Here is a 25,599-nt window from a genome sequence, read left to right as displayed (position 1 = left end):
CACGCACGATGCAAAGACACCACCTCGCGCTGGCCGGAATGCTGGCCAGCCTGATGCTTGCCGGTTGCAGCCAACCGCCGTCCGCCGACGCGAAGGGCAGCACCGACGCGCCCAGCCGCCGCTTCGGCACGATCGGCTTCCAGCCCTGCACCTTGTCCACCGTCGGCGCCAGCGCCAATGTGGAAGCGCAGTGCGCCACCCTGCAGGTGCCGGAGGATCGCGCCCATCCCGAAGGCCGCAGCATCGGCCTGCGCATCGCCTGGCTGGAGTCGGGCGACGGCAGCAGCAGCCAGCCCGATCCGGTGTTCTTCCTGGCCGGCGGCCCCGGCCAGGCCGCCAGCGAGGTGGCCGTCGTTGTCGATACCGCCCTGCGCCAGGTACGCAAGCAGCGCGACGTGTTCCTGATCGACCAGCGCGGCACCGGCAGCTCCAACCCGCTCAGCTGCCTGGGCGCCGACGGCAAGGAACTGCAGCTGGACGAAGACGCTGCGCCCACCGAAGCGGTGATGCGCGACTTCGCCACGCAGTGCCTGGCCTCGCTGAAAGGCCGTGCCGATCCGCGCTTCTACACCACCACCGAAGCCATTGCCGATCTGGACGCCGTGCGCCAGGCGCTGGGCGCTGAAAAGATCAATCTGGTCGGGGGTTCCTATGGCACCCGCGTGGCCCAGCGCTATGCCATGGCCTACCCGCAGCACACCCGCAGCATCGTGATCGATGGCGTGGTGCCCAACGATCTGGTGGTGGGTGGCGAGTTCGCCAGGACCTTCGACAACGCCATCACCCTGCAGTCGGCGCAGTGCCGCAAGGATGCCGCCTGCAGCAAGCGCTTCCCGGTGGATACCCGTGAACAGCTGCGCAGCGTGGCCGACACCCTGCGCCGCACGCCGGTGACGGTCGATTACCGCGACCCCGGTACGAACGCGCCGCGCCAGGACGTGCTTTCGCCGGACAGCGTGGTTGGCCTGGCGTTCGCCTTCTCCTACGTGCCCGAGTACTCCTCGCTGCTGCCACTGGTGCTGGATGAAGCCGCACAGGGCCGCTACGCCCCGCTGGCCTCGCTGGTGCGTGGCGCCACCCGCAGCATGGATTTCCAGATCAACCGCGGCATGCAGTGGTCGGTGATCTGCAGCGAAGACGCGCCGCGCTTCCAGGCCCCGCCTGAAAGCGATGACGCGCTGTTCGGTGCCGAAGCAGCGCGCGCGTTCTTCGCCGCCTGCCCGGTGTGGCCCCACCAGCCGGCGCCGGCCGCCAGCACCGCAGCGCTGAAGGGCGATCTGCCCGTGTTGCTGCTGTCCGGTGAACTGGACCCGGTCACCCCGCCGCGCTACGCCGAGCAGGTGCTCAAGGGCCTGCCCAACGGCCGAGCGCTGGTTGCCCGCGGGCAGGGTCACGGCACGCTCAACGCCGGCTGCATGCCGCGCCTGCTCGGCCAGTTCATCGACACCACCAATGCCAAGGCGATCGATGCCAGCTGCCTGGATACGCTGAGCTACGTGCCGGCGTTCACTTCGTTCAACGGATGGGCCCCATGATCGTCGCCGACAACCTGCACAAGGCCTTCGATACCCGCACCGGCCGTATCCAGGCGGTGGCCAACGTCGGCTTCCGCGCCGCCGATGGCCAGATCACCGGCCTGCTGGGCCCCAACGGTGCCGGCAAGACCACCACCATGCGCATGCTGTACACGCTGATGACGCCCGACCAGGGCAGCATCAGCGTCGATGGCATCGATGCAGCGCGCAACCCGGTGGAGGTACGCCGCCACCTGGGGGTGCTGCCCGATGCGCGTGGCGTGTACAAGCGCCTGACCGCGCGCGAGAACATCGCCTACTTCGGCGAACTGCATGGCCTCTCGGCCCAGCACATCCGCGAACGCATCGAGGTGCTGTCGCATGCACTGGACATGGGCGACATCCTTGATCGCCAGACCGATGGCTTCTCGCAGGGCCAGCGCACCAAGACCGCCATCGCCCGTGCGCTGGTGCACGACCCGCGCAACGTCATCCTCGACGAACCCACCAACGGCCTGGACGTGATGACCACCCGCGCGCTGCGCCGGTTCCTGCTGGGGCTGCGCGAAGAGGGCCGCTGCGTGATCCTGTCCAGCCACATCATGCAGGAGGTGGGGGCGCTGTGCGACCACATCGTGATCATTGCCAAGGGCACGGTGATGGCCGCCGGCAGCGCCGATGAACTGCGCGCACAGTCCGGTGAAACCAATCTGGAGGATGCGTTCGTGAAACTGATCGGCAGCGAAGAGGGCCTGCACGCATGAGCATGATGTCGACCCTGATGACGGTGATGCGCAAGGAGCTGCGTGACCTGTCGCGCGACCGCCGCACGCTGGCGCTGACCCTGCTGTTCGGGCCGCTGCTGTACCCGCTGCTGATCCTGGGCATGGGCAAGCTGTCCGAAAGCCGCGTGCGCACGCAGATCGAGCAGCCGCTGCAGATTCCCACCATCGGCGCCGAGCACGCGCCGAACCTGGTGCGCTTCCTGGCGGCCCAGGGCCTGAATGCCGCTGCTGCACCGAAGGACCTGGCCGAGGCCATCCGCTCGCAGGACATCGACGTGGCGCTGCGCATCAGCCCGGACTTCGGCAAGGACTGGGCCGATGGCAAGCCGGCGCTGGTGGAGGTGATCCGCGACAGCACGCGGCGTGCCGCCGAGGTGCCCACTGCGCGCCTGCAGGCGGCGTTGGCCACCTACAACGGGCAGGTGGGAGCGCTGCGGCTGATGGCGCGTGGCATCGACGCCCAGGTTGCACGGCCGCTGGACGTGGCCAGCCAGGACATGGCCAGTGCCGAAGCCAAGCGTGGCCTGATGCTGTCGGCGTTGCTGCCGATCCTGCTGACCCTCACCTCGTTCCTCGGCGGCGCCTACCTGGTGATGGACACCACCGCCGGCGAGCGTGAGCGGCAGTCGCTGGAGCCGCTGCTGGCCACGCCGGGATCGCGCAGCGCCATTGTCAGCGGCAAGATCGCCGCCGCCTGCATGGTCGGCTTTGCCTCGCTGCTGTTGACCCTGGCCGCGTTCAAGGTGAGCGCGCAGATTGCACCGGGCAACATCGGCCGCCAGCTCAACATGAACATCGTCGCCATGGTGCAGATGCTGCTGGTGATGTTGCCGATGCTGCTGATCGGCACCTCGCTGCTGACGTTCCTGGCCGCAGCGGCCAAGAGCATGAAGGAAGCGCAGAGCCACATGACCTGGCTGATGCTGCTGCCGATGCTGCCGGGCTATGCGCTGATTGCCTACCCGGTGAAGAGCCAGCTTTGGCAGTACGCAGTGCCGTTCCTGTCGCAGAACCAGATGCTGCTGAAGGTGATCCGCCACGAGACCATCACCCCCTCGGTGTGGGCGATCTACCTCGGCGCCAGCCTCGGCCTGGCGGCCGTGCTGTGGTTCGCCGCCGTGCGCCGTTACCACAACGAGCGCCTGGCCATCTCCGGCTAAGTGCGGGTGGTAGCGCCGGGCCATGCCCGGCGGATCCGGAACGAGGCCCGGTCATTCCGGGCTTCGTTGTTTTCAGGACCGCGTTGCCTGCCAAGTGGCGAAACGCTGGGCGATCACCGGCGCCAATCGCAAGTGCAGACAGCGGGAGTGTTGGACACCTCACCCCTCCCCATACCGCGCAGGCGTCACCCCCATCTCGCGCTTGAACACGGCGATGAAGGCGCTGGGCGTGTCGTACCCCATCGACAGCGCAACACCGATCACCGGATCACCTGCCAGCAGGCGTGGCAGCGCCAGCAGCACACGCAGTCGCTGTCGCCACTGGCCCAGCGTCATGCCGGTCTCGGCCAGCCAGTGGCGGGCCAGGCTGCGGCCCGACAGGCCACTGCTGGCGGCCCAGGCCTCGACGGTGCGGTTGTCGTGCGGCGCGCGAGCCAGCGCGGCGGCGATCTGGCGCAGGCGCCGGTCACGCGGTTGTGGCAGGGCCAGCGGCAGCGGCGTGCTGGCGGCAATCTCATCGGCGATCACGCCGGCCAGGCGTGCCTGCGCAGCATCCAGTGGCGCATGGGGCCATTGCAGCGCCCGCGCCGTCGCCGCCTGCAGCAGCGCGCTGGGCTGGAAAATACGTGGCGTCGCAGGCAGTTCCAGGCAGGTCGCGGCGCCGAAGTACAGGCTCCAGCCATCGAACTCCTCTGCCTCCGCCAGTGCGTGGGGCAGCGAGGGCGGTATCCATGCGACGTGCCCCGCAGGAAGCAGCCACTGCAGATCCCCCGCTTCGATGCGCAGCACGCCGTGGTGGGCACCCAGCAGCTGGCCGCGCACATGCCGGTGGCGTGCTGTACGGCGTCGTCCGGTTGCGCGCAGTTGCGACGACAGCACCGCGGGACCATCGCCGGCGTCCGCCAGGGTGGGATCGATCAACGTGATGGATGTCTGATCTACCATATCCATTGGCAGTTATACGGCAGAAACGCCAGCCGGCGGGCGCCACACTGGGCTCCGATCCCACAGGAGCATCCTCCATGCAGCCACACGACATCCTCCCCGACCATCAGAACGACGTGCAGGTGAACGGCGTGACCGTGCGCAAGGGCAGTGTCGGGGCTTTCCTCGCCAGCGTGCGCGACTGGCAGGACCCGGCCAGCGATCCCGCCACCCGGGCCACGGCCGAAGCGGATCTGCGCGCGCTGCTGCCCGGGCTGCATGCGCTGGGCCTGTTCCAGGTGCTGACAGCGCGCGATCCGGCACTGCAACACCTGATCGATGGAGCGGCCTGAAACGGACAAGGCCCGGACATGCCGGGCCTTGATCCATTGTCGCCGGGCGTGGCCCGGCGCTACCTCGACGTGCCTCAGTTGTTGCCCGGCGCGAACACCAGCGTACGGCGGGTGGTCACCGGCGCGCTGACCGGCTCGAAGCGCCAACGCTTGACCGCGTTCAGGGCTTCACGGTCGAACACGCGTCCCGGCGTCGCGCGCAGCACGCGAGCGTTCACCACCGAGCCATCGGTGCCGACGGTGATCTCCACCAGCACTTCGCCGGAGGTTCCCGAACGCAGGGCTTCGCCCGGATAGCGCGGCGCCGGTGTGCTGACCGGGCGCAGGGTGGGCGCTGCCGGTGCGGCGGCCTGGCGTGCGGCGCTGGCCTGCTGGGCGGCAGCCTGCTGCTGCTTCTGCTCAGCCTCGCGGCGGGCGGCGGCCTGGCGCTCGGCTTCCTGGCGCTCGTTGTCGCGGCGCGCGGCATCCTGCTGCGCGGCAATCTGCTTGGCGGCGTCGGCTTCCTTGGCGCGCTGCTCGCTCAGGCGCTGCTGCTCAGTCTGCTGCTTGCTGCGGTCCTCGGCATCCTTCTTGGCCTTCTCGGCTTCCGCTTCGGTGCGCTTGGCTGCGTTCTGCACGCCCTTGGCCAGGCCGTCCTTCAGGCGCGGCAGGGCCGGCGCGGAGGCATCCACCTTCTCGATCAGTGCCACCAGGCGCTGCGCTTCGGTGTAGTCCTCGCGGCTCAGGTGTTGCTCGGCGGCGATCAGGGTGTACGGCAGCAGGTCGGTCAGTGCGCTCTTCACCGAGGCGTCGTCCGGCGTCTTGTCACGCAGGGCGAGGTAGTACTCGATGGCGTTGTCGCCGGCCGGTGCATACATGCGGTTCTCGCGCAGCGCCTGGCTGGCCGACTCGCGCAGCTGCTCGGTGCCCATGGACTGCACCTTGGCAGCAACCGCCGGTGCGGCGGGTGCGGCAGCGGCAGGCGCCGTGGCGGCAGCAGGCGCTGCGGATTCTTCCTTGCCCGAGCAGGCGGCCAGGGCCAGTGCCAGGGCAACCGGCAGCCACCGGCGCGCGGCGGTGATCGTTGAGACGTGCGACATCCTGCTCCCCTCTAGAAGACGACGTGACGTAAATCATTGATATGCATGGCCGGGACCTGCGGTCCGGGCGCGGCAGGGTGACGTTTCCCGACGCCACCGCCGGCAACGGCGAGGGTGCAATCTAGCATCCCGGCCACCGCCGCGTACAAGGGGCAGGGGCCGGGAAGGGGCAGCGGCGAAGGGCCGCTGCCGGTTGCCGCATCAGTGGTCGTGCGACTTGTCGTGGGGCTTGCTGTGGCTGTTTGACATCAGCTTGTCGGTCCAGGCGATGCCGATCGCCGACAGGATGAACACGCAGTGGATGATGGTCTGCCACAGCACGCCATCCTGGGTCAGCATCGAGCAGCGGGCGACACCGATGTTGGCAGCGGCGACGCTCATCTGCTCCGGCGTGCACAGCGGGATGCCGCCCAGCGCACCGCTGGCGATGAAGGTCTTCAGCAGGTGGATCGAGGAGATGCCGATGATCGCCATCGCCAGCTTCACCTTGAGCACGCTGGCGTTGACGTGGCTCAGCCATTCCGGCTGGTCCGGGTGGCCTTCCAGGCGCAGGCGCGAGACGAAGGTCTCGTAGCCGCCGACGATCACCATCACCAGCAGGTTGGAGATCATCACCACGTCGATCAGGCCCAGCACGATCAGCATGATCTGCTGCTCGCCCATCGACACCGAGTGCGAGATCAGGTGCCACAGTTCCTTGCCGAACAGGAACACGTAGACGCACTGCGCCACGATCAGGCCCAGGTACAGCGGCAGCTGCAGCCAGCGCGAGGCGAAGATCAGCGTGGACAAGGGGGAGAGCGGCGGGCGGTTTGCACTCATGCGAGGGATGCTGCGTTGCGGGGGAGAGGCGAGGTTACCGGCCCGCCATGACGGTGCCAAGCCAACTCACGCACTAGACTTCAGGTTCCTTTCCGCACCCCGAGCCGCCGCCATGATCGACCTGTATTACTGGCCCACCCCGAACGGCCACAAAGTGACCCTGCTGCTGGAAGAAGCCGGCCTGGAGTACCGCATCCACCCGGTCAACATCGGCTCGGGCGACCAGTTCAAGCCGGAATTCCTCGCGATCTCGCCGAACAACAAGATGCCGGCCATCGTCGACCAGGCCCCGGCCGATGGCGGTGCTCCCCAGAGCGTGTTCGAGTCTGGCGCGATCCTGCTGTACCTGGCCGAGAAGACCGGCCGCTTCCTGCCCAGCGACCCCCGCGGCCGCGTCACCACCCTGGAGTGGCTGTTCTGGCAGATGGCCGGCCTGGGCCCGATGAGTGGCCAGATGGGCCACTTCAACGTGTACGCGCCGGAAAAGATCCCGTATGCCATCGAGCGCTACGACAACGAAGTGCGTCGCCTGCACGGAGTGATGGACAAGCGCCTGGCCCAGCACGCGTTCCTGGCCGGCGACGCGTACACCATCGCTGACATGGCCAGCTACCCGTGGATCGGCGCCTACGACAAGCTGCCGGTGGATTTCACCGCGTTCCCGAACCTCAAGCGCTGGCATGAAACCATTGCCGCACGCCCGGCCACCCAGCGTGCCTATGCCCTGCGCCAGCAGGTGAACCCGAACGCCGGCAAGCCGCTCAGCGACGAAGAGCGCAAGCACCTGTTCGGCCAGCGCTGACCGCCTCGGGGTCGGATCCCTTTGCAGCGCAAAGGGCTCTGACCCCAGCACCCGGCCATGGGCAGAAGGTCATGCTGCCTTCCCGCACAGGCTTGGTTAGGATGGGGGACGACCGCTCCGCGTCCATCGCGGGGGCGGACCTGCCGTTTGCCGGGATCCTCCATGCGCCACCTGTTCGCTTCGCTCGCCCTCATGCTCGCCACCACAACCGCCGCCCACGCTGAAAAGCTGACCCTGGAAGCCATCACCGGCCCGCTGCCGCTGTCCGGCCCGACCCTGATGAAGCCCAAGGTGGCGCCGGACGGATCGCAGGTCAGCTTCCTGCGCGGCAAGGACAGCGACCGCAACCAGCTGGACCTGTGGACCTACGACATCGGCAGTGGCCAGACCCGGCTGCTGGTCGATTCCAAGGTGGTGCTGCCCGGCACCGAGACCCTCAGTGATGAGGAAAAGGCGCGCCGCGAGCGCCAGCGCATCGCCGCGATGACCGGCATCGTCGATTACCAGTGGTCGCCGGACGCGCAGCGCCTGCTGTTCCCGCTGGGCGGCGAGCTGTACCTGTACGACCTCAAGCAGCAGGGTCAGGCGGCGGTGCGCCAGCTGACCCACGGTGAAGGTTTCGCCACCGATGCCAAGCTGTCGCCCAAGGGCGGCTTCGTCAGCTTCATCCGCGGCCGCAACCTGTGGGTGATCGACCTGGCCAGCGACAAGCAGCTGCAGCTGACCCGCGACGGCAGCACCACTATCGGCAACGGCGTGGCCGAATTCGTCGCCGACGAGGAAATGGACCGCCACACCGGATACTGGTGGGCGCCGGATGATTCTGCGATCGCCTTTGCCCGCATCGACGAATCGCCGGTACCGGTACAGAAGCGCTACGAGGTCTATGCCGACCGCACTGATGTGATCGAACAGCGTTACCCGGCCGCCGGCGATGCCAACGTGCGCGTGCAGCTGGGCGTGATCGCACCGGCCGCCGATGCGCAGCCGCGCTGGGTCGACCTCGGCAAGGAACAGGACATCTACCTGGCCCGCGTCGACTGGCGCGATGCGCAGCACCTGAGTTTCCAGCGCCAGTCGCGTGACCAGAAGCAGCTGGACCTGGTGGAAGTGGCGCTCGATTCCAACCGCCAGCGCGTGCTCGCCCACGAGACCAGCCCGACCTGGGTGCCGCTGCACAACAGCCTGCGCTTCCTCGACGACGGCAGCGTGCTGTGGTCGTCCGAACGCACCGGCTTCCAGCACCTGTACCGCATCGACAGCAAGGGCAAGGCCACTGCACTGACCCACGGCAACTGGCCGGTGGACGAACTGCTGGCAGTCGATGAGAAGGCCGGCAAGGCCTACTTCCGCGCTGGCATCGAAACCTCGCGCGAAAGCCAGATCTACGCAGTGTCGCTGCAGGGCGGCGAGCCGCAGCGCCTGTCGAAGGCGCCGGGCATGCACAGCGCCAGCTTTGCGCGCAACGCCAGCGTCTACGTCGACAGCTGGTCCAACAGCAGCACGCCGCCGCAGATCGAACTGTTCCGCGCCAACGGCGAGAAGATCGCCACGCTGGTCGAGAACGACCTGACCGATCCCAAGCACCCGTATGCGCGCTACCGCGATGCGCAGCGCCCGGTCGAGTTCGGCACGTTGATGGCTGCCGACGGCAAGACCCCGTTGAACTACAGCCTGATCAAGCCGGCCGGCTTCGATCCGTCCAAGCGCTACCCGGTGGCGGTGTATGTCTACGGCGGCCCGGCCAGCCAGACCGTCACCGACAGCTGGCCCGGCCGCGGCGACCATCTGTTCAACCAGTACCTGGCCCAGCAGGGCTACGTGGTGTTCTCGCTGGACAACCGTGGCACCCCGCGCCGTGGCCGCGACTTCGGCGGTGCGCTGTACGGCAAGCAGGGTACGGTGGAAGTGACCGACCAGCTGCGTGGCGTGGCCTGGCTGAAGCAGCAGCCATGGGTGGACCCGGCGCGCATCGGCGTGCAGGGCTGGTCGAATGGCGGCTACATGACCCTGATGCTGCTGGCCAAGGCCTCCGACAGCTACGCCTGTGGCGTGGCCGGTGCGCCGGTGACCGACTGGGGCCTGTACGACAGCCACTACACCGAGCGCTACATGGACCTGCCGGCGCGCAATGAAGCCGGCTACCGCGAAGCGCGCGTGCTGACCCATATCGATGGCCTGCGTTCGCCGCTGCTGCTGATCCACGGCATGGCGGACGACAACGTACTGTTCACCAATTCGACCAGCCTGATGAGCGCGCTGCAGAAGCGTGCCCAGCCGTTCGAACTGATGACCTACCCGGGTGCCAAGCATGGCCTGTCCGGCGCCGATGCACTGCATCGCTACCGCGTGGCCGAAGCCTTCCTGGGACGTTGCCTGAAACCCTGATCCAGCACGGGAAGGAGCCCGCCGATGACCCAGCCACCGCCGATTCCCGGCCATGACCCGGCATCCGCCGGTTGGTGGTGCCGCCACTGGCGCTGGGCCATGCCGTTGGTGGTGGTGCTGGTGCTGGGTGGGGCAGGGGGTGTGGTGACCTGGAGCGTGCTGCGCTGGAGCGAGGCGGCACGCGAGAGCCCGCCGATGCGCGAGGCGCTGCGGCGCGCCGGTTGCAGTATCGAACTGGTGGAAGCGTTCGGTGAGCCGCTGAACATCGAGTCGATGCCGCTGGGCAGCATGCAGACCGCGATCAACGGCCAGCGTGATGTCGGCCTGACCGTGGCCCTGGAAGGACCGCACGCGCATGGGCGGTTGTTCGTGCAGGGCACCCGTCGCGATGACGTGTGGGACTACCCGGTGATGTACGTGCTGGGCGAGGACAAGCAGACCTTCGACCTGACGGCGCTGGATGATGATGAGGCTGCACGCGAATGCGAACTGCAGGCCTGCCGCGATCGCGGCGAATGCCCGCTGACCGCCGCGTTGTGACCTCCGGCCGATTGTCGCCATCGCCGTGAGCGCGTAGGGTGCGGGCAACCCTGTCCTGGAGTGCACCATGAAGCCGATCGCGTTGGCCGTTGCCCTGGCGCTGAGCGCCGCACCGCTGCTGTCCGCACCGCCGGCGCTGGCGGCACCCGCCGCCAAGGCCGCTACCCCGGCCAGCCCGGCCTGGGTCGCCCGCAGCAATGCGCTGGCGCAGATCCTGCTGGATGCGCAGGGCCCGTTCCAGCCGGAGGAAACCGGCTTCTTCGGCGTGCCCGGCTATGACGACAAGGTGGCCGACCTCGGCCCGGACAACGCCAAGCGCTACCGCGCTGCCATGGCCAAGGCACGCGACGAACTGAAAGCAAAGCTGGCCGCCGAAAAGGATCCCAACGTCCGCCAGGACCTGGAGATCATGATCCACGCCGCCAACCAGAACATCGAAGGCAGCGAGCTCAACGAGAAGTACCTGCTGCCGTGGAGCGACGCACCGCAGACCGTGTTCAGCGGCCTCAACCTGCTGCTGTCCGACCAGGTGCCGGCCGAGCGCCGGGCCAAGGCGATCGATCGCCTCAAAGCCTATGCCGGCCTGCAGCCGGGTGGCACCGCCTTCACCACACTGGCCCGCCAGCGCTACGAAGAGCGGCTGAAGGACGGCAGCCTGCTGCAGCCGACGAAGATCGAAGTGCAGCAGTCGCTGGACAACGTCGAGACCTACGTCACCGGCATCGAGTCGCTGCTGAAGAAGTACCAGATCGCCGGCGCCGACGAGGCGATGAAGACCCTGGCCGGGCAGATGAAGGACTACGCCGCCTGGACGCGCAGGGAGGTGCTGCCGAAAGCACGTGCCGACGCACGCCTGCCGGCGCCGCTGTACGCCTACCAGCTCAAGCAGGTCGGCATCGACATCGACCCGAAGCTGCTGATGCAGCGCGCGCAGCTGGAGTTCATGGAAACCCGCTCGGCGATGCAGCAGCTGGCACCGCTGGTGGTGAAGGACAAGGGCCTGAAGGTGGCTGATCCGAGCGACCCGGTGGCGGTGATCCGGGCGCTGAAGGCCGACAAGATCGCCGACGATCACCTGGAAGGCCACTACCGCAAGGTGATCGATGCGATCGATCCGCTGATCCGTGAACACGCCATCGTCGACGTACCCAAGCGCGCCATGCAGATGCGCCTGGGCTCGGCCGCCGAGAGCGCGGCCAGCCCGGCGCCGCACTTCCTGCCGGCCCCGCTGGTCAACAACACCGGGCAGCAGGGCACCTTCGTGCTGCCGCTGGGCAACCCGGCCGCGGGCCCGGGCGCGCAGTACGACGACTTCAACTTCGGTGCGGCGGCATGGACGCTGAGCGCGCACGAAGGCCGCCCGGGGCACGAGCTGCAGTTCACCGCAATGGTCGAGCGCGGCGTGTCGCTGGCGCGCACCATGTTCGCGTTCAATTCGGTGAACGTGGAAGGCTGGGCGCTGTATGCCGAAGCCGAGATGGTGCCGTACGAGCCGCTGGACGGGCAGATGATCGCCCTGCAGTTCCGCCTGCTGCGCGCTGCGCGCGCGATGCTCGACCCGATGCTCAACCTCGGCCTGACCGACCGTGCCAACGGCGAGCGCGTGCTGATGGAGCAGGTCGGCCTGTCCAAGGCGATGGCCACCCAGGAACTGGACCGCTACATGGTGCGCATGCCGGGCCAGGCCGGCAGCTACTTCTACGGCTATACCCGCATCCTGGAACTGCGCATGCAGACCGAGCTGGCGCTGGGCGCGAAGTTCGACCGCCTGGCGTTCAACAACTTCCTGCTCGACCAGGGCCTGCTGCCGCCGGACCAGCTGGCTGACGCAGTGAACAAGGTGTTCGTGCCGAAGTACAAGCGCTGAATCCCACCCGGTAGTGCCGGCCGCTGGCCGGCAACCGGTGTGGGTAGATGCCGACCTTGGTCGGCGCTGTGGGGTCGTGCCAACCAAGGTTGGCACCCACCAGAGCGATGCGTCGGTTGCAGCGGTAGTGCCGCATCACCGCTGCGGTTGCGGCGTGATCACCTGTGTCGGCAACCGCGCCGGCGGTGCCGGATTCGGCACCCAGATGGCAACGCCCGCGGCGCGCTTCTGCGTCGTCGGAATACCGATGCCGACGCCGCCACCGACGTGCGAGCCGAACGTGCCCGCGCCCACCGACATGCCTACCGGCGAACCGCTGCTGCCCACGCCCATCAGCACCACGCCGTTGGCGCCGAGCGCCGCGGCTTCACGCTTCAGGCGGGCCACGGCGGCATCGGTCTGGCCCTGGGTGCCGAAGCCGACGGCTGAAGCCGATTCCAGCTGGGCGATTTCCTGGGAGCCGGCCGGTGGCGTCGAATAGATCTGCACCAGCGCCGGATCGATCGGTGCGCGGGCGCGGCCCAGCATGACCTTGGAGGTGCTGGCACAGCCAGCGGCGACCAGCAGGATGGCCGCCAACGCGGCCCAACGGATGTTCATGGCACGACCCCTGTAGGACTGGTTGCGATCATCGGCGGGCCACTCTGAATCGGCGCCAACACCCGGGCCAGGGCACGCACGGCAGCACGCTAGCACGGTGCGGGTGACAGCTCCGCCAATGGCAGTAGGCGGCGGCAGCGGGAACGTCTATGGTTGGGGCAGGAACCAACTGCGGGAGAGCGACATGGGTGTGATCAGTCTGTTGTGGGGCGTACTGGCGCTGTTGTGGATGATCCTGGCGCTGATTCCACTGCTCGGCTGGGGCAACTGGTTCCTGATCCCGTTCGCTGCGGTGGGCGCGGTGATCGCCGCGCTGGGCATCCTGTTCACCCACCCGAGCAAGCGTGGCCGGGCCTGGGCCGGCCTGGTCCTGAACGGCATCGTGGTGGTGGTCGGCATCCTGCGCCTTGGCCTGGGTGGCGGCGTGGTCTGAGCCCGGTCCCGGGTGCGACCGGTCGTCGCAGGCACACGGCCGATGGCCGGGCGGGGGCGTACAATGAATGGCTGCGCGAGCCCCCCGCGTGCCTGTGAATCCGCGCCCCGCGCGGCTGCCCCATGATCATCCGACCCCGTCCCCACGGCTGGCAACTGCTGTACATCCTGCGCGGCTCGATCGTCAAAGCGATCGCGCCGAAGGTGCTGGCCATCCTGATCCTGTCCATCGCCGTGGCCGCGGTGGTGGAACTGGCGCCGCCCACCGGCATCGAACGCGTTTCGGTCACGCCGTTCACCCTGCTTGGCCTGGTGCTGTCGATCTTCCTGAGCTTCCGCAACAGCGCCTGCTACGACCGCTGGTGGGAAGGCCGCAAGCTGTGGGGCCAGCTGGTCTACGAATCGCGTTCGCTGGCGCGCCAGGTGAACCTGCTGCTGGCCGACGACGCGGGCCGTCGTCGTCGCGTCGCCTACCTCACCACTGCGTTCGCCCATGCGCTGGCGGCGCGACTGCGTGGCCGCATCGTCGCCCTGGCGGCACTACCGTGGCTGGACAAGCGCCAGCGCGAACAGCTGGGCCAGCGCGAGAACGTGCCCGATGCACTGCTGGCGATGATCGCGGCCGAACTGGCGCAGGCGCTGCGCGCCGGCCAGCTCGACCCCATCCTCTATACCCAGCTTGAAGAGCGCCTGCGCGCGATGTCGTCGATCCAGGCCGGCTGCGAGCGCATCCTCACCACGCCGCTGCCGTTCGCCTACACCCTGCTGCTGCATCGCTGCGCGTGGATGTTCTGCGTGCTGCTGCCGTTCGGCCTGGCCAGTTCGCTGGGCTGGGGCACGCCGGTACTGTCTGCGGTGCTTGCCTATGCCTTCTTCGGCCTGGACCAGTTGGGCGAAGAAATGGAAGACCCGTTCGGCCTGGAGCCGAACGACCTGCCGCTGGACGCGCTGGTGCGCACGATCGAGATCGACCAGCTCGATGCGCTAGGCGAACGCCCGTTGCCCGAACCCCTGCTGCCGCAGGGCTACCTGTTGCAATAGCCACTCCTCGGAGCCTGCCATGTCCCACCCGCTGTACCGCCCGCGCCGCATGCGCCACGACGAGTTCTCGCGCCGCCTGATGCGCGAGAACACGCTGACCACCGACGACCTGATCTACCCGGTGTTCGTGCACGAACAGGCCGGCCGCACCGCGGTGCCGTCGATGCCGGGCGTTGAACGGCTGTCGATCGAAGAGCTGCTGAAGGTGGCCGAAGAGGCGCTGGAGCTGGGCATTCCGGTGATCGACCTGTTCCCGGTGATCGACCCGTCGCTGAAGTCGCTGGACGCATCGGCCGCCTGGTCCGAAGACGGCCTGGCGCAGCGGGCGATCCGCGCGCTGAAGTCGCGCTTCCCGGAACTGGGAGTGATGACCGACGTGGCGCTGGACCCGTACACCACCCATGGCCAGGACGGCATCATCGATGACAAGGGCTATGTGCTGAACGACATCACCGTCGACGCGCTGGTCAAGCAGTCGGTGTCGCATGCCGAGGCCGGTGCGGACATCGTCTCGCCGTCGGACATGATGGACGGCCGCATCGGTGCGATCCGCCGCGCGCTGGATGCCGGCAACCACATCAACGTGCGCATCATGGCCTACTCGGCCAAGTACGCTTCGGCGTTCTATGGTCCGTTCCGTGATGCGGTGGGCAGCGCAGCCAGCCTCGGCAAGGCCGACAAGAAGACCTACCAGATGGACCCGGCCAACGGCGACGAGGCCCTGCGCGAGATCGCGCTGGACCTGGAAGAGGGCGCCGACATGGTGATGGTCAAGCCGGGCATGCCGTACCTGGACCTGGTGCGCCGGGTGAAGGAGACCTTCGGCGTGCCGACCTTCGCCTACCAGGTCAGTGGCGAGTACGCGATGATGAAGGCCGCCTTCGCCAACGGCTGGCTGGACGAGCGCGCCTGCGTGCTGGAGTCGCTGCTGGGCTTCAAGCGGGCCGGCGCCGATGGCGTGCTGACCTATTTCGCGCCGCAGGTGGCGCGATGGCTGCGCGAGCGCTGACAATAGCGCCACGCTAGACGGAGGAATGCGCGATGGGGCCCGAACTGGGATGGATGCAATGGCTGATCTGGGGCATCGGTACGCTGGTGTTCGGCGCCATCATCGTCGGTGTCTTCATCGCCGCCTGGCGGGCCGGCAAGCGCCCGCCGGAGCAGCTCTCCGCTGCCCGCCACGTGGCCCGTGAGCAGGCCCTGCCGGAGAGCGTGCAGGCCGAGCTGGCCGCGCTGAACCAGCGCAAGGACAATGGCCAGCTGAGCGAGGTCGAGTACGAGCAGCAGCGCGCCAGGGTGTTGTCGCGCTGACGGGCAATGCCCGGGGTCGGATCCCTTTCCGCAGGAAAGGGCTCTGACCCCTTCGCGGGCGCCATCCACGCGTGGCGTGGATCTACCGCACGCACCCCGCCACCGCCGCCACCTTTGGTACCGCCAACCGGTACACGTCCACGCCACCGGCACGCGGTGCCTTGGCCGCGCTGCTGGCGACCATCATCTCGCCCGGCTTGGCGTTGTCGACCACCGGCGCGCCGGTCCAGCCACCCGTCTGGTTGAATGACAGCCCCAACGGCTGCAGGGCCACGCCGGTCCACGCACAACCGCTGCTCCACACCTGTGCGGTGGTGCCGCTGCCGCGGCTGAACACCACGGCGCCGTCCTGGCCCAGCCAGTCGCCGTCGGTCTCGTCGTCGGCGCTGTTCAACGCGCTCAGTGCAGTGGCCGGTCCGCGCTGGCCCTGGGCATCCAGCGTCGACACGAACAGATTCCAGCCGGCGCCCCGGCCCTGCTGGCGGGCAAACAACAGTCGTCGCCCATCCGCGCTCAGGGCCGGTCCGCGCTCTTCCCGGCGTCCACCATCGCCCGCCAAGGTCTGCGCCTTGCCGAGCTGGCCGTCGGCTTCCACCGTGGCGCGGTACAGCGCCAGCGCGCCCTCGCGGCCGGCCGCGAACAGCAGCCAGCGGCCATCACGGCTGAAGTAGGGATCGCGGGCCTCGCCGGCCACGCCCACCGGCAGCGCCTGCGCCTGCTGCCAGCGGCCATCGACCACGCGTGCCTGCCACAGGCCCCAGCCGGCCTCGCCGCGGCGCGCGAACACGATGCGCTGGCCGTCGGCGCTGATCGTGGCGCGGCCTTCGTCGGCACGGGTCGAGACCACGCCCATGCCTTCGATGCCGTACTCGTTCAACGCCATTGCCACGGGGGCAGAGAGTAGACTGGCGGCAAGCACCAGCAGGGGCGGGGTGATGCGCATCATCCGGGTCCGTGCACGAAAGAGCATCAGTCTAGCCAGCTTGAGGATTCCATGACCGACCGTTACGCCGTCTTCGGACACCCCGTTGCCCACTCGAAGTCGCCGCAGATCCACGCGGTGTTCGGTCGCCAGGAAGGCATCAGCATCGACTACCGCGCGATCGACCTGGCTCCGGATGCGTTCCTGGGCGGTCTGGAAGCCTTCGCCGCCGAGGGCGGTGTCGGCGCCAACGTCACCTCGCCGCACAAGGAAGCCGCGTTCTCGGTGTGCACCACGCTGACCGCGCGCGCGCGCCGCGCCGGCTCGGTCAACACGCTGCTGCGCAAGGGCGACCGTTGGCACGGTGACACCACCGACGGCATCGGCCTGGTGCGTGACCTGACCGATCGCCATGGCCTGGACCTGCGCGGCCGCCGCATGCTGCTGATCGGCGCCGGTGGTTCGGCACGCAGCGTCGCCCCGGCGCTGCTCGATGCCGGCATCACCGAGCTGGTGGTGGTCAACCGCACGCCGGAACGCGCCGATGAGCTGATCGATGCCATGGGCGAGCCGGGCCGCGCGATCAGCCGCTACTGGGAAGACCTGCGCGAGCTGGGCGACTTCGAACTGATCGTCAACGCCACCTCGGCCGGCCGCGACCGCGACGTCGAGTTCAAGCTGCCGCTGTCGCTGGTCAACTCGATGACCACTGCCGTCGACCTGAACTACGGCGAGGCGGCCATCGCCTTCCTGGCCTGGGCGCGCGCCGCGGAGTGCCGTAATACGGTCGATGGCCTGGGCATGCTGGTCGAGCAGGCCGCCGAGAGCTTCCTGCAGTGGCACGGTGTGCGCCCGCAGACCGACGAGGTCTACCAGTCGCTGCGCCAAGGCTCGGCCGTGCTGGCCGGCGAGGACTGATCGATGGACAACGCAACCCTGCTGGTCACGGTGCTGAGCATGGTGGGCGTGCGCCTGCCGGTGCTGATCGCGCTGTGCGTGGGCCTGGTCTGGGTGGTCGGCGCACCGCGCGATGCCACCCGCACCGGTGCCCTGGTCGGCCTGCTGCTGTTGCTGTTGGCCAGCCTTGGCGGCATGGCGGCGGGCATCCTGCCGATGTGGATGGTGCGCAGCGGTGATTTCAGTGCTGTGTCGAGCCTGAGCGCCATCCTCGGCGTGCTGCATTTCGCGCTGGCGATGGTCGAGGCCATCGGCGTGGTGCTGGTGGTGTGGGCGCTGGTGCGCCTGCTGCGTACCCGTACGCTCCCGGCCGCCTGACCGGTCGCGCCGGGTCATGCCCGGCGTATCTGCCCCTGGGACGGTCCGGCCACCGGACCGTGACCGCCAGCGCGCGTCGTCGCTGGCCCGTTCAGGGTGCCAGCGGCGGTGAATGCGGCCGGCCGTGCGACAATGCCCGGCCTGATCCAGCTACGGTAATTCCCGGCGTGACCGAAACCGTCGCCGCTCCGCGCGCGCTCGATGACTCCTTGAAGGACGCGATCCGCAAGGCGTACACGACGCTGCAGGCCAATACGCCCGGCTTTTCCACCCGCCGCTCGCAGAGCCAGATGATCGGCGTGGTGTCGCGTGCGCTGTCCAAAAGTGGCGGCGTCGGCGTGGTCGAGGCGCCGACCGGCGTCGGCAAGAGCCTGGGCTACCTCACCGCGGGCGTGCCGATCGCGCTGGCCAGCAAGAAGAAGCTGGTGATCAGCACCGGCACCGTGGCGCTGCAGTCGCAGTTGGTCGAGCGCGACATTCCCAACTTCCTCAAGGCCACCGGCCTGGAAGCGACCGTGGCGCTGGCCAAGGGCCGTACCCGCTACCTGTGCACGCGCAATGCCGCCGAGGCGCAGGGCGAGAGCTCGCAGGGCGGCATGTTCGAGGACGACGCGCCGCTGTTCGACCGGCCACTGGCGCCGATCGAGATGGACATCGCCAAGCGCCTGACCGATGCCTTCACCGGCGGCAGCTGGGATGGTGACATCGACAACGCCCCGGAAACCATCAGTCCCGGCCTGCGCAGCCGCATCACCACGCCGGCCTCGGGCTGCGCCGGGCGCCGCTGCGCCTACTCGGCGCAATGCGCGGTGCTGCGGTCGCGCAATACCGTGCGTGATGCGCAGATCGTGGTCACCAACCACGCGCTGCTGCTGTCGGCACTGTCGATCGGCGACAGCGACAACGGCCAGCCGTTGATCGCGCCGCCGTCGGACATGCTGCTGGTGCTGGACGAAGGCCATCACATCGGCAGCGTGGCGATCGACCAGGGCGCGGCAAGCCTGGCGCTGGATGAAATGGCCAAGCGCACCGGCCGCCTGCAGATCCTGATCGCTGGTGCCTACCGCGCGGTCGACAAGGATCGCCTCGGCAACCTGCTGCCGAACGAAGCGATCGAAGTGGCCAGCAACGTGGCCAAGCAGTTGCGCGCGTTCCGTGACCACATCGAGCGGGTGTGGATGCCGGCGCCGGCCGACGAGGAGCCGATGTGGCGCGCCGCCAACGGTCGCCTGCCCGAGGCCTGGCGCGAGCCGATCGAAGCACTGGCCGACGATACCCGCAGTCTCTACAACTGGGCGCATGCGGCTACCGCGCAGGTGGCCAAGGGCAAGCCGGACGACGCCGCGCGCGAGCGCCTGCAGCGCAACCTGGGCATGGCGCTGGAGATGATCGAGCAGCAGTACAACCTGTGGCAGGCCTGGCGTCGCGAGGACAAGGACGGTGCGCCGCCGATGGCGCGCTGGGTCACCGCCACCCGCGACGGCGACCTGGTGCTGCACGGTTCGCCGGTGTCGGCCGCGCACGTGCTGCGCAAGCTGCTGTGGGATGAAGTGGACTCGGTGGTGATGACCTCGGCGACGTTGACCGGTGGTGGCGATTTCCAGTCACTGGCGATCGACAACGGCATTCCCGAAGACGCCGAGATGGTCTCGCTGTCCTCGCCGTTCGACCTGCCCAACCAGGCCGAGCTGATCGTGCCGAAATTCCCGGTCACCCCGGACGACCGCGAGGGCCATCCACGCGAAGTGGCGCGCTATCTCGACACCGAACTGGACTGGGCCAAGGGCTCGATGGTGCTGTTCACCTCGCGCTGGAAGATGGAGAAGGTAGCCGGCCTGATGTCGGCCGCGCGCCGCAAGCAGGTGCTGGTGCAGGGCGAGATGTCCAAGACCCGGTTGATCGACGAACACCTGCGCCGCGTCGCGGCGGGCGAGGGCTCGGTGCTGTTCGGCCTGAACTCCTTCGGCGAAGGCCTCGACCTGCCGGGTGAGGCCTGCACCACGGTGGTGATCACCCAGGTGCCGTTCGCGGTGCCGACCGACCCGCAGACCGCCACGCTCAGCGAATGGTTCGAGGGACGCGGGCTCAATGCGTTCAACCTGATCGCCATTCCGCACGCCCTGCGCACGCTGACCCAGTTCGCCGGCCGTCTGATCCGCACCTCCACCGATACCGGCCGCGTGGTCATCCTCGATTCGCGGCTGCTGACCCGCCGCTACGGCAAGCGCATCATCGACGCGCTGCCGCCGTTCAAGCGCACCATCGGCTGAGGAGCGGGGTCAGATCCCTTCCGCCGGAAGGGCTCTGACCCCGTCGCGCGAGCAGGGTCGTTTCGCCTTTCAGTCCTGCGACTGCGGGCATGAGTCGGACGCCAGTGCGTAGGGCTGGTACATGCAGCGGATCAGGTCGTCCACCGCCTTCAGCCGCGGTGGCCATGCGACGTGCTGCAGGCCCTGCGCGCTACGCATCTCGACCATCCCTTCCCTGAGCGTGGTACCGGGTGGCAGCGGCAGGGCGGCCAAGCGCGCGCGCGCACGTCGTAGTGTCGGCAGGTCGTCATCCAGAAAGGCGATGGTCGCATCCACGTAGAGGTTCCAACCCTCCGGATCGGCGTCGGCAGGCTTGTACGTCAACCGCATCAGTGCGCTGGCGGGATCGCGTTGCCCCTCGTAGGCACGCAGTTGCGACTCGTGCCAGGCCAGCTCTGGGTGGCCGCTTGCCTTGGCCTGGCGCCGGTATGCGGCGAACAGGTCAGCCAGTTCCAACTGGCAGCCTGCGCGCTCGACAAGTGCGTCCCAGCCCTCCCCGGGCCCTTGATTGAATGCATCGGGTGGCATCGCCAGCAGTTCGGCGCGATTGTCGAACTGGCATTCGCCGGCGAGTACAGGTGCGGCGATCACCCATGAGAAAAGCATCAGGCCGAAGCGCATCGTGACGTCCATGTACAGGGTTGCACATGATGCGCCCAGATGCCGGCCAGCGGCCGGCACTACCGCATCGGGATCAATCGCCGAGCAGGGCGGTATTGCGCACGGCGCCCTTGTCGGCGCTGGTGGCGAGCAGCGCGTAAGCCTTCAGCGCACTGGTGACCTTGCGCGGGCGCGGTGCGCGCGGTTTCCAGCCACGCGCGTCGGCGCCGGCGCGGCGCTGGGCCAGCGTGGCCTCATCCAGCAACAGATCAATGCGGCGGGTGGGGATGTCGATGCGGATGCGATCGCCATCCTGCACCAGGCCGATGACACCGCCGCTGGCGGCTTCCGGCGAAACGTGGCCGATCGACAGGCCCGAGGTGCCACCGGAGAAGCGGCCGTCGGTGAGCAGCGCGCACTGCTTGCCCAGCCCCTTCGACTTCAGATAGCTGGTCGGGTACAGCATCTCCTGCATGCCGGGGCCGCCCTTCGGGCCTTCGTAGCGGATCACCACCACCTCGCCCGGCTGCACTTCGTCGGCGAGGATGCCGGCGACGGCGGCGTCCTGGCTTTCGTAGACGCGCGCGGGGCCTTCGAACACGTGGATCGACTCGTCCACGCCTGCGGTCTTGACCACGCAGCCATCCAGCGCGAGGTTGCCGCGCAGCACGGCCAGGCCGCCTTCCAGCGAATACGCGTGCTGCAGCGAACGGATGCAGCCTTCGGCGCGGTCGATGTCCAGCGTCGGCCAGCGCGTGGCCTGGCTGAAGGCCTCCTGGGTGGGAATGCCGGCCGGGCCGGCCTTGAAGAAGGTATGCAGGGTGTCGTTGTCACTGCGCACCACGTCCCAGCGTTCCAGCGCGTCGGCCAGGCTGGTGCTGTGCACGGTCGGTACCGAGGTATCGAGCAGGCCGGCGCGGTCCAGCTCGCCGAGGATGCCGAACACGCCGCCAGCGCGATGCACGTCCTCGACGTGGTACTTCGGCGTGTTCGGCGCCACCTTGCACAGCTGCGGCACGCGCCGCGACAGCGCGTCGATGTGGGTCAGGTCGAAGTCCACCTCTGCCTCCTGCGCCGCGGCCAGCAGATGCAGGATGGTGTTGGTGGAACCGCCCATGGCGATATCCAGGGCCATCGCGTTGGCGAACGCCGCCTGGGTGGCGATGCCGCGCGGCAGCGCGCTCGGGTCTTCGCCGCCATACCAGCGATGGCAGAGTTCGACGATGAGGCGGCCGGCGCGGCGGAACAGCGCCTCGCGATCGGCATGGGTCGCCAGCGTGGTGCCGTTGCCGGGCAGCGACAGGCCCAGTGCTTCGGTCAGGCAGTTCATCGAGTTGGCGGTGAACATGCCCGAGCAGGAGCCGCAGGTGGGGCAGGCGCTGCGCTCGAACGCCGCGACCTTCTCGTCGGAGGCGCTGTCATCGGCGGCCACCACCATCGCATCGACCAGGTCCAGCTTGTGCTCGGACAGTCTGGTCTTGCCCGCTTCCATCGGGCCGCCAGAGACGAACACCACCGGGATGTTGAGGCGCAGCGCGGCCATCAGCATGCCGGGCGTGATCTTGTCGCAGTTGCTGATGCACACCAGTGCGTCGGCGCAGTGCGCGTTGACCATGTATTCGACCGAGTCGGCGATGATCTCGCGGCTGGGCAGTGAGTACAGCATGCCGTCGTGGCCCATCGCGATGCCGTCGTCCACGGCGATGGTGTTGAATTCCTTGGCGACGCCGCCGACCTGTTCGATCTCGCGCGCGACCAGCTGGCCGAGGTCCTTCAGGTGTACGTGGCCGGGCACGAACTGGGTGAAGGAGTTGGCGATGGCGATGATCGGCTTGTGGAAGTCGCCATCCTTCATGCCGGTGGCACGCCACAGGGCGCGGGCGCCGGCCATGTTGCGGCCTGCGGTGGAGGTGCGGGAACGATATTCGGGCATGGCTGGCGGAACGGGCGGGCCGTACGACGTGGGGGTCGCCTGATCATGGCCAATTTTTTCGGTTGCTGCTGCAACCACCGGAGATGGTCCGGCCGGGCTGCGCCCGGCACCTGCCGAAGCAACAGCCGAAGCAACGGCGGGCTTCCTGCGGGAGGCGGGGTGGGTCCGCTGGCGGGGGGCGCCGTAAACCCGTCCTTGGGGGCTTGGCCGCGGCATCCATGCCGCGGACACCCCCGCCAGCGGACCCACCCCGCCTTCGACAGTTTCCTGCGATCTGTCGGGGCCGGCGCTCTGCTCCTGGTAGGTGTCGACCTTGGTCGACACGATGGATCCATGCCATGCGTGGAAGATGGGGAACGACGAAAATGAAAGTCCGTTCATCTTTCGGACTTTGCCGATTCCGGTTGCTGGCCCGGATTTGGCATCATTGGGGCATTGATCCGTCGACAGGGCATGAGGCCATGAAACGTTCCCGCACCACCGCGTTGCTGCTGATGAGCGCCGCGCCGCTGCTGTTCACCGCCTGCCAGAAGGAGCCGGAGGTGAAGGTGCAGGAAGGCCTGTACACCTCGGTCGAGGCCTGCACCGAGGCTACCGGCGATCCGTCGTCGTGCCGCAATGCCTTCGCCGAAGCGCAGAAGCAGGCCGCCGATGCGGCGCCGAAGTACGCCAGCAAGGAAGCCTGCGAGAAGGACTACAAGCCGGAACAGTGCGTGCAGCAGCACACGTCGGCGGGTACCTCGTTCATCGGCCCGATGATGATGGGCTTCTTCATGTCGCAGATGCTGAGCAACCGCGGCGGCCTGGCCCCGCAGGCGCCGGCGTCGGCGCCGGCCTACCAGGACAAGAATGCGGGTTGGGCGCGCCCGGCACCGGGTGGCACCGGTGGCCTGAACACCGCCAGCGGCATCGGCGCGGGCAAGGCCGGCCTGGCCCCGGTCACCAGCGAGCCGAACCGTGCGGTCACTGCCAGCCGTGGTGGCTTCGGCAACACCAGCGCGCGCCGCAGCACCAGCGGCAGCTACGGCGGCTGACCGGTCCATGCAGCGCATCCGGATTGCCGAGCGTGCCCAGTGGCGGGCTCGTGCGGAGGAAGCGGGTTTCCGTTTCCATACCATCGATGGTCAGCCGTACTGGGATGAAAGCGCGTACTACGCGTTCACCCTGCGCCAGATCGAACAGGACATCGAAGACCCCAGTGCCGAGCTGCACCAGATGGCGCTGGACCTGGTCGGTGATGTCATCGGCAGCGAACGGTTGATGGACCAGCTGGCGATTCCGTCGCATTACCGCGACTGGATCGCCGACAGCTGGCGCCAGCGTCAGCCACACCTCTATGGCCGCCTGGACCTGGCCTACGATGGTACCGGTCCGGCCAAGCTGTACGAACTGAACTACGACACGCCGACCTCGCTGTTCGAGGCCAGCTTCTTCCAGTGGCAGTGGCTGGAGGACCAGCGCAATGCCGGCCGCCTGCCGCAGCATGCCGACCAGTTCAACGCGATCCACGAAGCGCTCGTCGAGCGCTTCGGCGAACTGGCCAAGCAGTTGCCGCCGCCGCTGTACTTCAGCGCGGTGGGCAGTTCCGAAGAAGACCGTGGCACCGTCGATTACCTGCGCGACTGCGCTTCGCAGGCCGGCCTGCATGGCCAGGCCATCGCCGTCGAGGACATCGGTCTGTCCGAGGACGGCCGCTTCACCGCGCTGGACGATTCGGTGATCGGCACGCTGTTCAAGCTGTACCCGCTGGAAGACCTGATGGCCGAGGAATTCGGTCGCGCGCTTCCCGGTTCGGGCATGCAGCTGCTGGAACCGGCGTGGAAGGCGGTGCTGAGCAACAAGGGCATCCTGCCGCTGCTGTGGCAGCGCAACGTGGGCCATCCGAACCTGCTGGAAGCGCACTTCGATGACGGCAGCACGCTGGCCTCGGGCTGGGTGCGCAAGCCGCTGTTCTCACGCGAGGGCGCCAACATCGAGATGCACCTCGCCGATGGCAGCACCCAGCGCAGCGACGGCCCCTACGATGGCCCCGCGATCATCCAGCGCGCGCATCCGCTGACCCGCTTCGAAGGCGGCTACCCGCTGATCGGCAGCTGGGTGATCGGCGACCACGCCTGCGGCATCGGCATCCGCGAGGACGACAGCGCGATCACCCGCGACAGCGCGCGTTTCGTGCCGCACGCGATCGTCGACGAGGCGCCGACGCGGATCTACGTCTGATGGTGGCAGGGCGCCACCGGGACGACGGTCACTCCCTGCTGCGCTATGCAGACCGGGTGGCGGTGCGTTGCAATCGATGTGACACGCCGGGTTGGGTGGTAGGTACGCCTGATTCACGCCGCTTCCGGTGCCTGGGTTGCAGCCAGGCATTGAACGGCGGCTGCGGTTGCAGCCGCTGTGGCTCCGGAGACTGGGTAGGACCGGTGCGCTACTGCGGCTACCGTCCTTGCGGCTACTGCGGCCACAAATGGGTAAGCGCTGAAGTTCGCCGCGCTCGAGAGACATCTGCGCTGCGGGTGCTGTCCGCGGACTGCAGCCAATGTGGGCGCAGCAGCGATGTCGAGGTCACCCGGTCGCGCTGGCGTGGCAACGAAGCCATCGACCCGGACTTCGGCCTGCCTTTGAGGTTGGTGGAAAAAACCTCGGCTGGCCTGCTGTGGGCGTATAACGCCGAGCATCTGCAGGCATTGCACGACTACGCCGCGGCCAGACTGCGCGAAGGCAGCGGCCATCATCGTTCGATGTTCTCGCGCCTGCCGCAGTGGATGAAGCTGGCCCGCAACCGGGTGCTGCTGCAGCGTGCGGTGGAGCGGTTGCAGCGGCGATTGCTGCAGGGGTAGTGCCGGCCACTGGCCGGCAACACCATGCGTGGGTTGATGTGGCAGCCGAGCGTGGGCTCGGCTCTACAGACAGCCCGATTCCTGTAGAGCCGAGCCCATGCT

At 68.2% G+C, this 25,599-nt stretch carries 25 protein-coding genes; 18 read left to right on the top strand and 7 right to left on the bottom strand.

The annotated features are described in order from the left end of the window. The first annotated feature begins 8 nt into the window (after nt 1–8). From ACZK0Z_RS21410 to ACZK0Z_RS21400, 3 genes are read left to right on the top strand one after another with little or no spacing between them, the layout of a single operon-like run. On the top strand, nt 9–1,535 hold the full coding sequence (locus ACZK0Z_RS21410) for an alpha/beta fold hydrolase (RefSeq protein ID WP_197632951.1): 1,527 nt from the start codon (nt 9–11) through the stop codon (nt 1,533–1,535). Continuing rightward, entirely contained in the window at nt 1,532–2,278 is a 747-nt protein-coding gene (locus tag ACZK0Z_RS21405) for an ABC transporter ATP-binding protein (RefSeq protein WP_106550666.1), read from the top strand. The genes ACZK0Z_RS21410 and ACZK0Z_RS21405 overlap by 4 nt, the downstream gene beginning before the upstream one ends. Next, a complete protein-coding gene (locus ACZK0Z_RS21400) occupies nt 2,275–3,459 on the top strand; it encodes an ABC transporter permease (RefSeq protein ID WP_111113176.1) in 1,185 nt (394 codons plus the stop codon). The genes ACZK0Z_RS21405 and ACZK0Z_RS21400 overlap by 4 nt, the downstream gene beginning before the upstream one ends. Nucleotides 3,460–3,618: 159 nt before the next feature. On the opposite strand, the gene ACZK0Z_RS21395 is transcribed toward ACZK0Z_RS21400, so the two are convergent. Next, entirely contained in the window at nt 3,619–4,404 is a 786-nt protein-coding gene (locus tag ACZK0Z_RS21395) for a helix-turn-helix domain-containing protein (RefSeq protein WP_197632958.1), read from the bottom strand. Nucleotides 4,405–4,481: 77 nt separating this feature from the next. Between ACZK0Z_RS21395 and ACZK0Z_RS21390 the strand changes: the two genes are divergently transcribed. Next, nucleotides 4,482–4,736, top strand: a complete 255-nt coding sequence (locus ACZK0Z_RS21390; RefSeq protein ID WP_197619408.1) for a hypothetical protein — start codon at nt 4,482–4,484, stop codon at nt 4,734–4,736. 74 nt (nt 4,737–4,810) lie between these two features. On the opposite strand, the gene ACZK0Z_RS21385 is transcribed toward ACZK0Z_RS21390, so the two are convergent. Continuing rightward, complete coding sequence (locus ACZK0Z_RS21385) at nt 4,811–5,815, bottom strand: energy transducer TonB (RefSeq protein ID WP_197619410.1); 1,005 nt, start codon at nt 5,813–5,815, stop codon at nt 4,811–4,813. 201 nt (nt 5,816–6,016) lie between these two features. Next, the gene (locus tag ACZK0Z_RS21380; protein ID WP_049427182.1) at nt 6,017–6,637 is read right to left on the bottom strand and encodes a TIGR00645 family protein; all 621 of its coding nucleotides are present in this window, start codon (nt 6,635–6,637) and stop codon (nt 6,017–6,019) included. Nucleotides 6,638–6,749: 112 nt separating this feature from the next. On the opposite strand from ACZK0Z_RS21380, the gene ACZK0Z_RS21375 reads away from it, so the two are divergent. The 4 genes from ACZK0Z_RS21375 to ACZK0Z_RS21360 all read left to right on the top strand — a co-directional run bounded on the left by ACZK0Z_RS21375 (nt 6,750) and on the right by ACZK0Z_RS21360 (nt 12,234). Beyond that, a complete protein-coding gene (locus ACZK0Z_RS21375) occupies nt 6,750–7,439 on the top strand; it encodes a glutathione binding-like protein (protein WP_049427180.1) in 690 nt (229 codons plus the stop codon). A 162-nt stretch (nt 7,440–7,601) separates the two neighbouring features. Then, on the top strand, nt 7,602–9,827 hold the full coding sequence (locus tag ACZK0Z_RS21370) for a S9 family peptidase (protein WP_049428575.1): 2,226 nt from the start codon (nt 7,602–7,604) through the stop codon (nt 9,825–9,827). 24 nt (nt 9,828–9,851) lie between these two features. After that, nucleotides 9,852–10,367: a cytochrome c oxidase assembly factor Coa1 family protein gene (locus ACZK0Z_RS21365; protein WP_049428574.1), complete on the top strand. Its 516-nt coding sequence runs from the start codon at nt 9,852–9,854 to the stop codon at nt 10,365–10,367. Nucleotides 10,368–10,434: 67 nt separating this feature from the next. Beyond that, a complete protein-coding gene (locus ACZK0Z_RS21360; RefSeq protein WP_197619412.1) occupies nt 10,435–12,234 on the top strand; it encodes a DUF885 family protein in 1,800 nt (599 codons plus the stop codon). Between the two features lie 135 nt (nt 12,235–12,369). Here the strand turns inward: ACZK0Z_RS21360 and ACZK0Z_RS21355 are convergent, their stop codons facing one another. Then, nucleotides 12,370–12,834 carry a hypothetical protein gene (locus ACZK0Z_RS21355; RefSeq protein ID WP_014038879.1) on the bottom strand — a complete coding sequence of 155 codons (465 nt, stop codon included), beginning with the start codon at nt 12,832–12,834 and terminating at the stop codon, nt 12,370–12,372. A 184-nt stretch (nt 12,835–13,018) separates the two neighbouring features. On the opposite strand from ACZK0Z_RS21355, the gene ACZK0Z_RS21350 reads away from it, so the two are divergent. The 4 genes from ACZK0Z_RS21350 (at nt 13,019) to ACZK0Z_RS21335 (ending at nt 15,618) form a co-directional block, all read left to right on the top strand. Then, nucleotides 13,019–13,267 (top strand): hypothetical protein, encoded by a 249-nt coding sequence (locus ACZK0Z_RS21350; RefSeq protein WP_005411548.1) that lies wholly within the window; start codon nt 13,019–13,021, stop codon nt 13,265–13,267. Between the two features lie 122 nt (nt 13,268–13,389). Next, nucleotides 13,390–14,307, top strand: coding sequence for a bestrophin family protein (locus ACZK0Z_RS21345; protein WP_197632953.1), 918 nt, complete (start codon nt 13,390–13,392; stop codon nt 14,305–14,307). Between the two features lie 19 nt (nt 14,308–14,326). Further along, the gene (gene hemB, locus ACZK0Z_RS21340) at nt 14,327–15,316 is read left to right on the top strand and encodes a porphobilinogen synthase (RefSeq protein WP_049428566.1); all 990 of its coding nucleotides are present in this window, start codon (nt 14,327–14,329) and stop codon (nt 15,314–15,316) included. Between the two features lie 32 nt (nt 15,317–15,348). Continuing rightward, entirely contained in the window at nt 15,349–15,618 is a 270-nt protein-coding gene (locus tag ACZK0Z_RS21335; RefSeq protein ID WP_049428564.1) for a gas vesicle protein GvpG, read from the top strand. A gap of 82 nt (nt 15,619–15,700) precedes the next feature. Here ACZK0Z_RS21335 and ACZK0Z_RS21330 read toward each other — a convergent pair whose 3' ends face one another. Further along, nucleotides 15,701–16,564, bottom strand: a complete 864-nt coding sequence (locus ACZK0Z_RS21330) for a TolB family protein (protein ID WP_100443714.1) — start codon at nt 16,562–16,564, stop codon at nt 15,701–15,703. A 48-nt stretch (nt 16,565–16,612) separates the two neighbouring features. On the opposite strand from ACZK0Z_RS21330, the gene aroE reads away from it, so the two are divergent. The 3 genes from aroE (at nt 16,613) to dinG (ending at nt 20,085) form a co-directional block, all read left to right on the top strand. Beyond that, a complete protein-coding gene (gene aroE, locus ACZK0Z_RS21325) occupies nt 16,613–17,458 on the top strand; it encodes a shikimate dehydrogenase (protein ID WP_049428561.1) in 846 nt (281 codons plus the stop codon). Between the two features lie 3 nt (nt 17,459–17,461). Next, complete coding sequence (locus ACZK0Z_RS21320) at nt 17,462–17,815, top strand: hypothetical protein (protein ID WP_049428559.1); 354 nt, start codon at nt 17,462–17,464, stop codon at nt 17,813–17,815. Nucleotides 17,816–17,982: 167 nt separating this feature from the next. After that, entirely contained in the window at nt 17,983–20,085 is a 2,103-nt protein-coding gene (gene dinG, locus ACZK0Z_RS21315; protein WP_197632955.1) for an ATP-dependent DNA helicase DinG, read from the top strand. Nucleotides 20,086–20,154: 69 nt separating this feature from the next. On the opposite strand, the gene ACZK0Z_RS21310 is transcribed toward dinG, so the two are convergent. Beyond that, nucleotides 20,155–20,757 (bottom strand): hypothetical protein, encoded by a 603-nt coding sequence (locus ACZK0Z_RS21310; RefSeq protein WP_414489353.1) that lies wholly within the window; start codon nt 20,755–20,757, stop codon nt 20,155–20,157. 61 nt (nt 20,758–20,818) lie between these two features. Continuing rightward, nucleotides 20,819–22,657, bottom strand: a complete 1,839-nt coding sequence (ilvD, locus tag ACZK0Z_RS21305) for a dihydroxy-acid dehydratase (protein ID WP_197633793.1) — start codon at nt 22,655–22,657, stop codon at nt 20,819–20,821. Between the two features lie 461 nt (nt 22,658–23,118). Here ilvD and ACZK0Z_RS21300 point away from each other — a divergent pair, with 461 nt between their 5' ends. The 3 genes from ACZK0Z_RS21300 to ACZK0Z_RS21290 all read left to right on the top strand — a co-directional run bounded on the left by ACZK0Z_RS21300 (nt 23,119) and on the right by ACZK0Z_RS21290 (nt 25,497). Continuing rightward, a complete protein-coding gene (locus ACZK0Z_RS21300) occupies nt 23,119–23,691 on the top strand; it encodes a DUF1190 domain-containing protein (RefSeq protein WP_005420172.1) in 573 nt (190 codons plus the stop codon). A gap of 7 nt (nt 23,692–23,698) precedes the next feature. Next, on the top strand, nt 23,699–24,877 hold the full coding sequence (locus tag ACZK0Z_RS21295) for a glutathionylspermidine synthase family protein (RefSeq protein ID WP_049428949.1): 1,179 nt from the start codon (nt 23,699–23,701) through the stop codon (nt 24,875–24,877). 296 nt (nt 24,878–25,173) lie between these two features. Next, nucleotides 25,174–25,497 (top strand): hypothetical protein, encoded by a 324-nt coding sequence (locus tag ACZK0Z_RS21290; protein WP_308306918.1) that lies wholly within the window; start codon nt 25,174–25,176, stop codon nt 25,495–25,497. Nucleotides 25,498–25,599 lie beyond the last annotated feature (102 nt).

Source organism: Stenotrophomonas sp. 116085_Sma (genome assembly GCF_056479585.1).
This window is presented reverse-complemented; position numbering and strand designations above follow the sequence as displayed.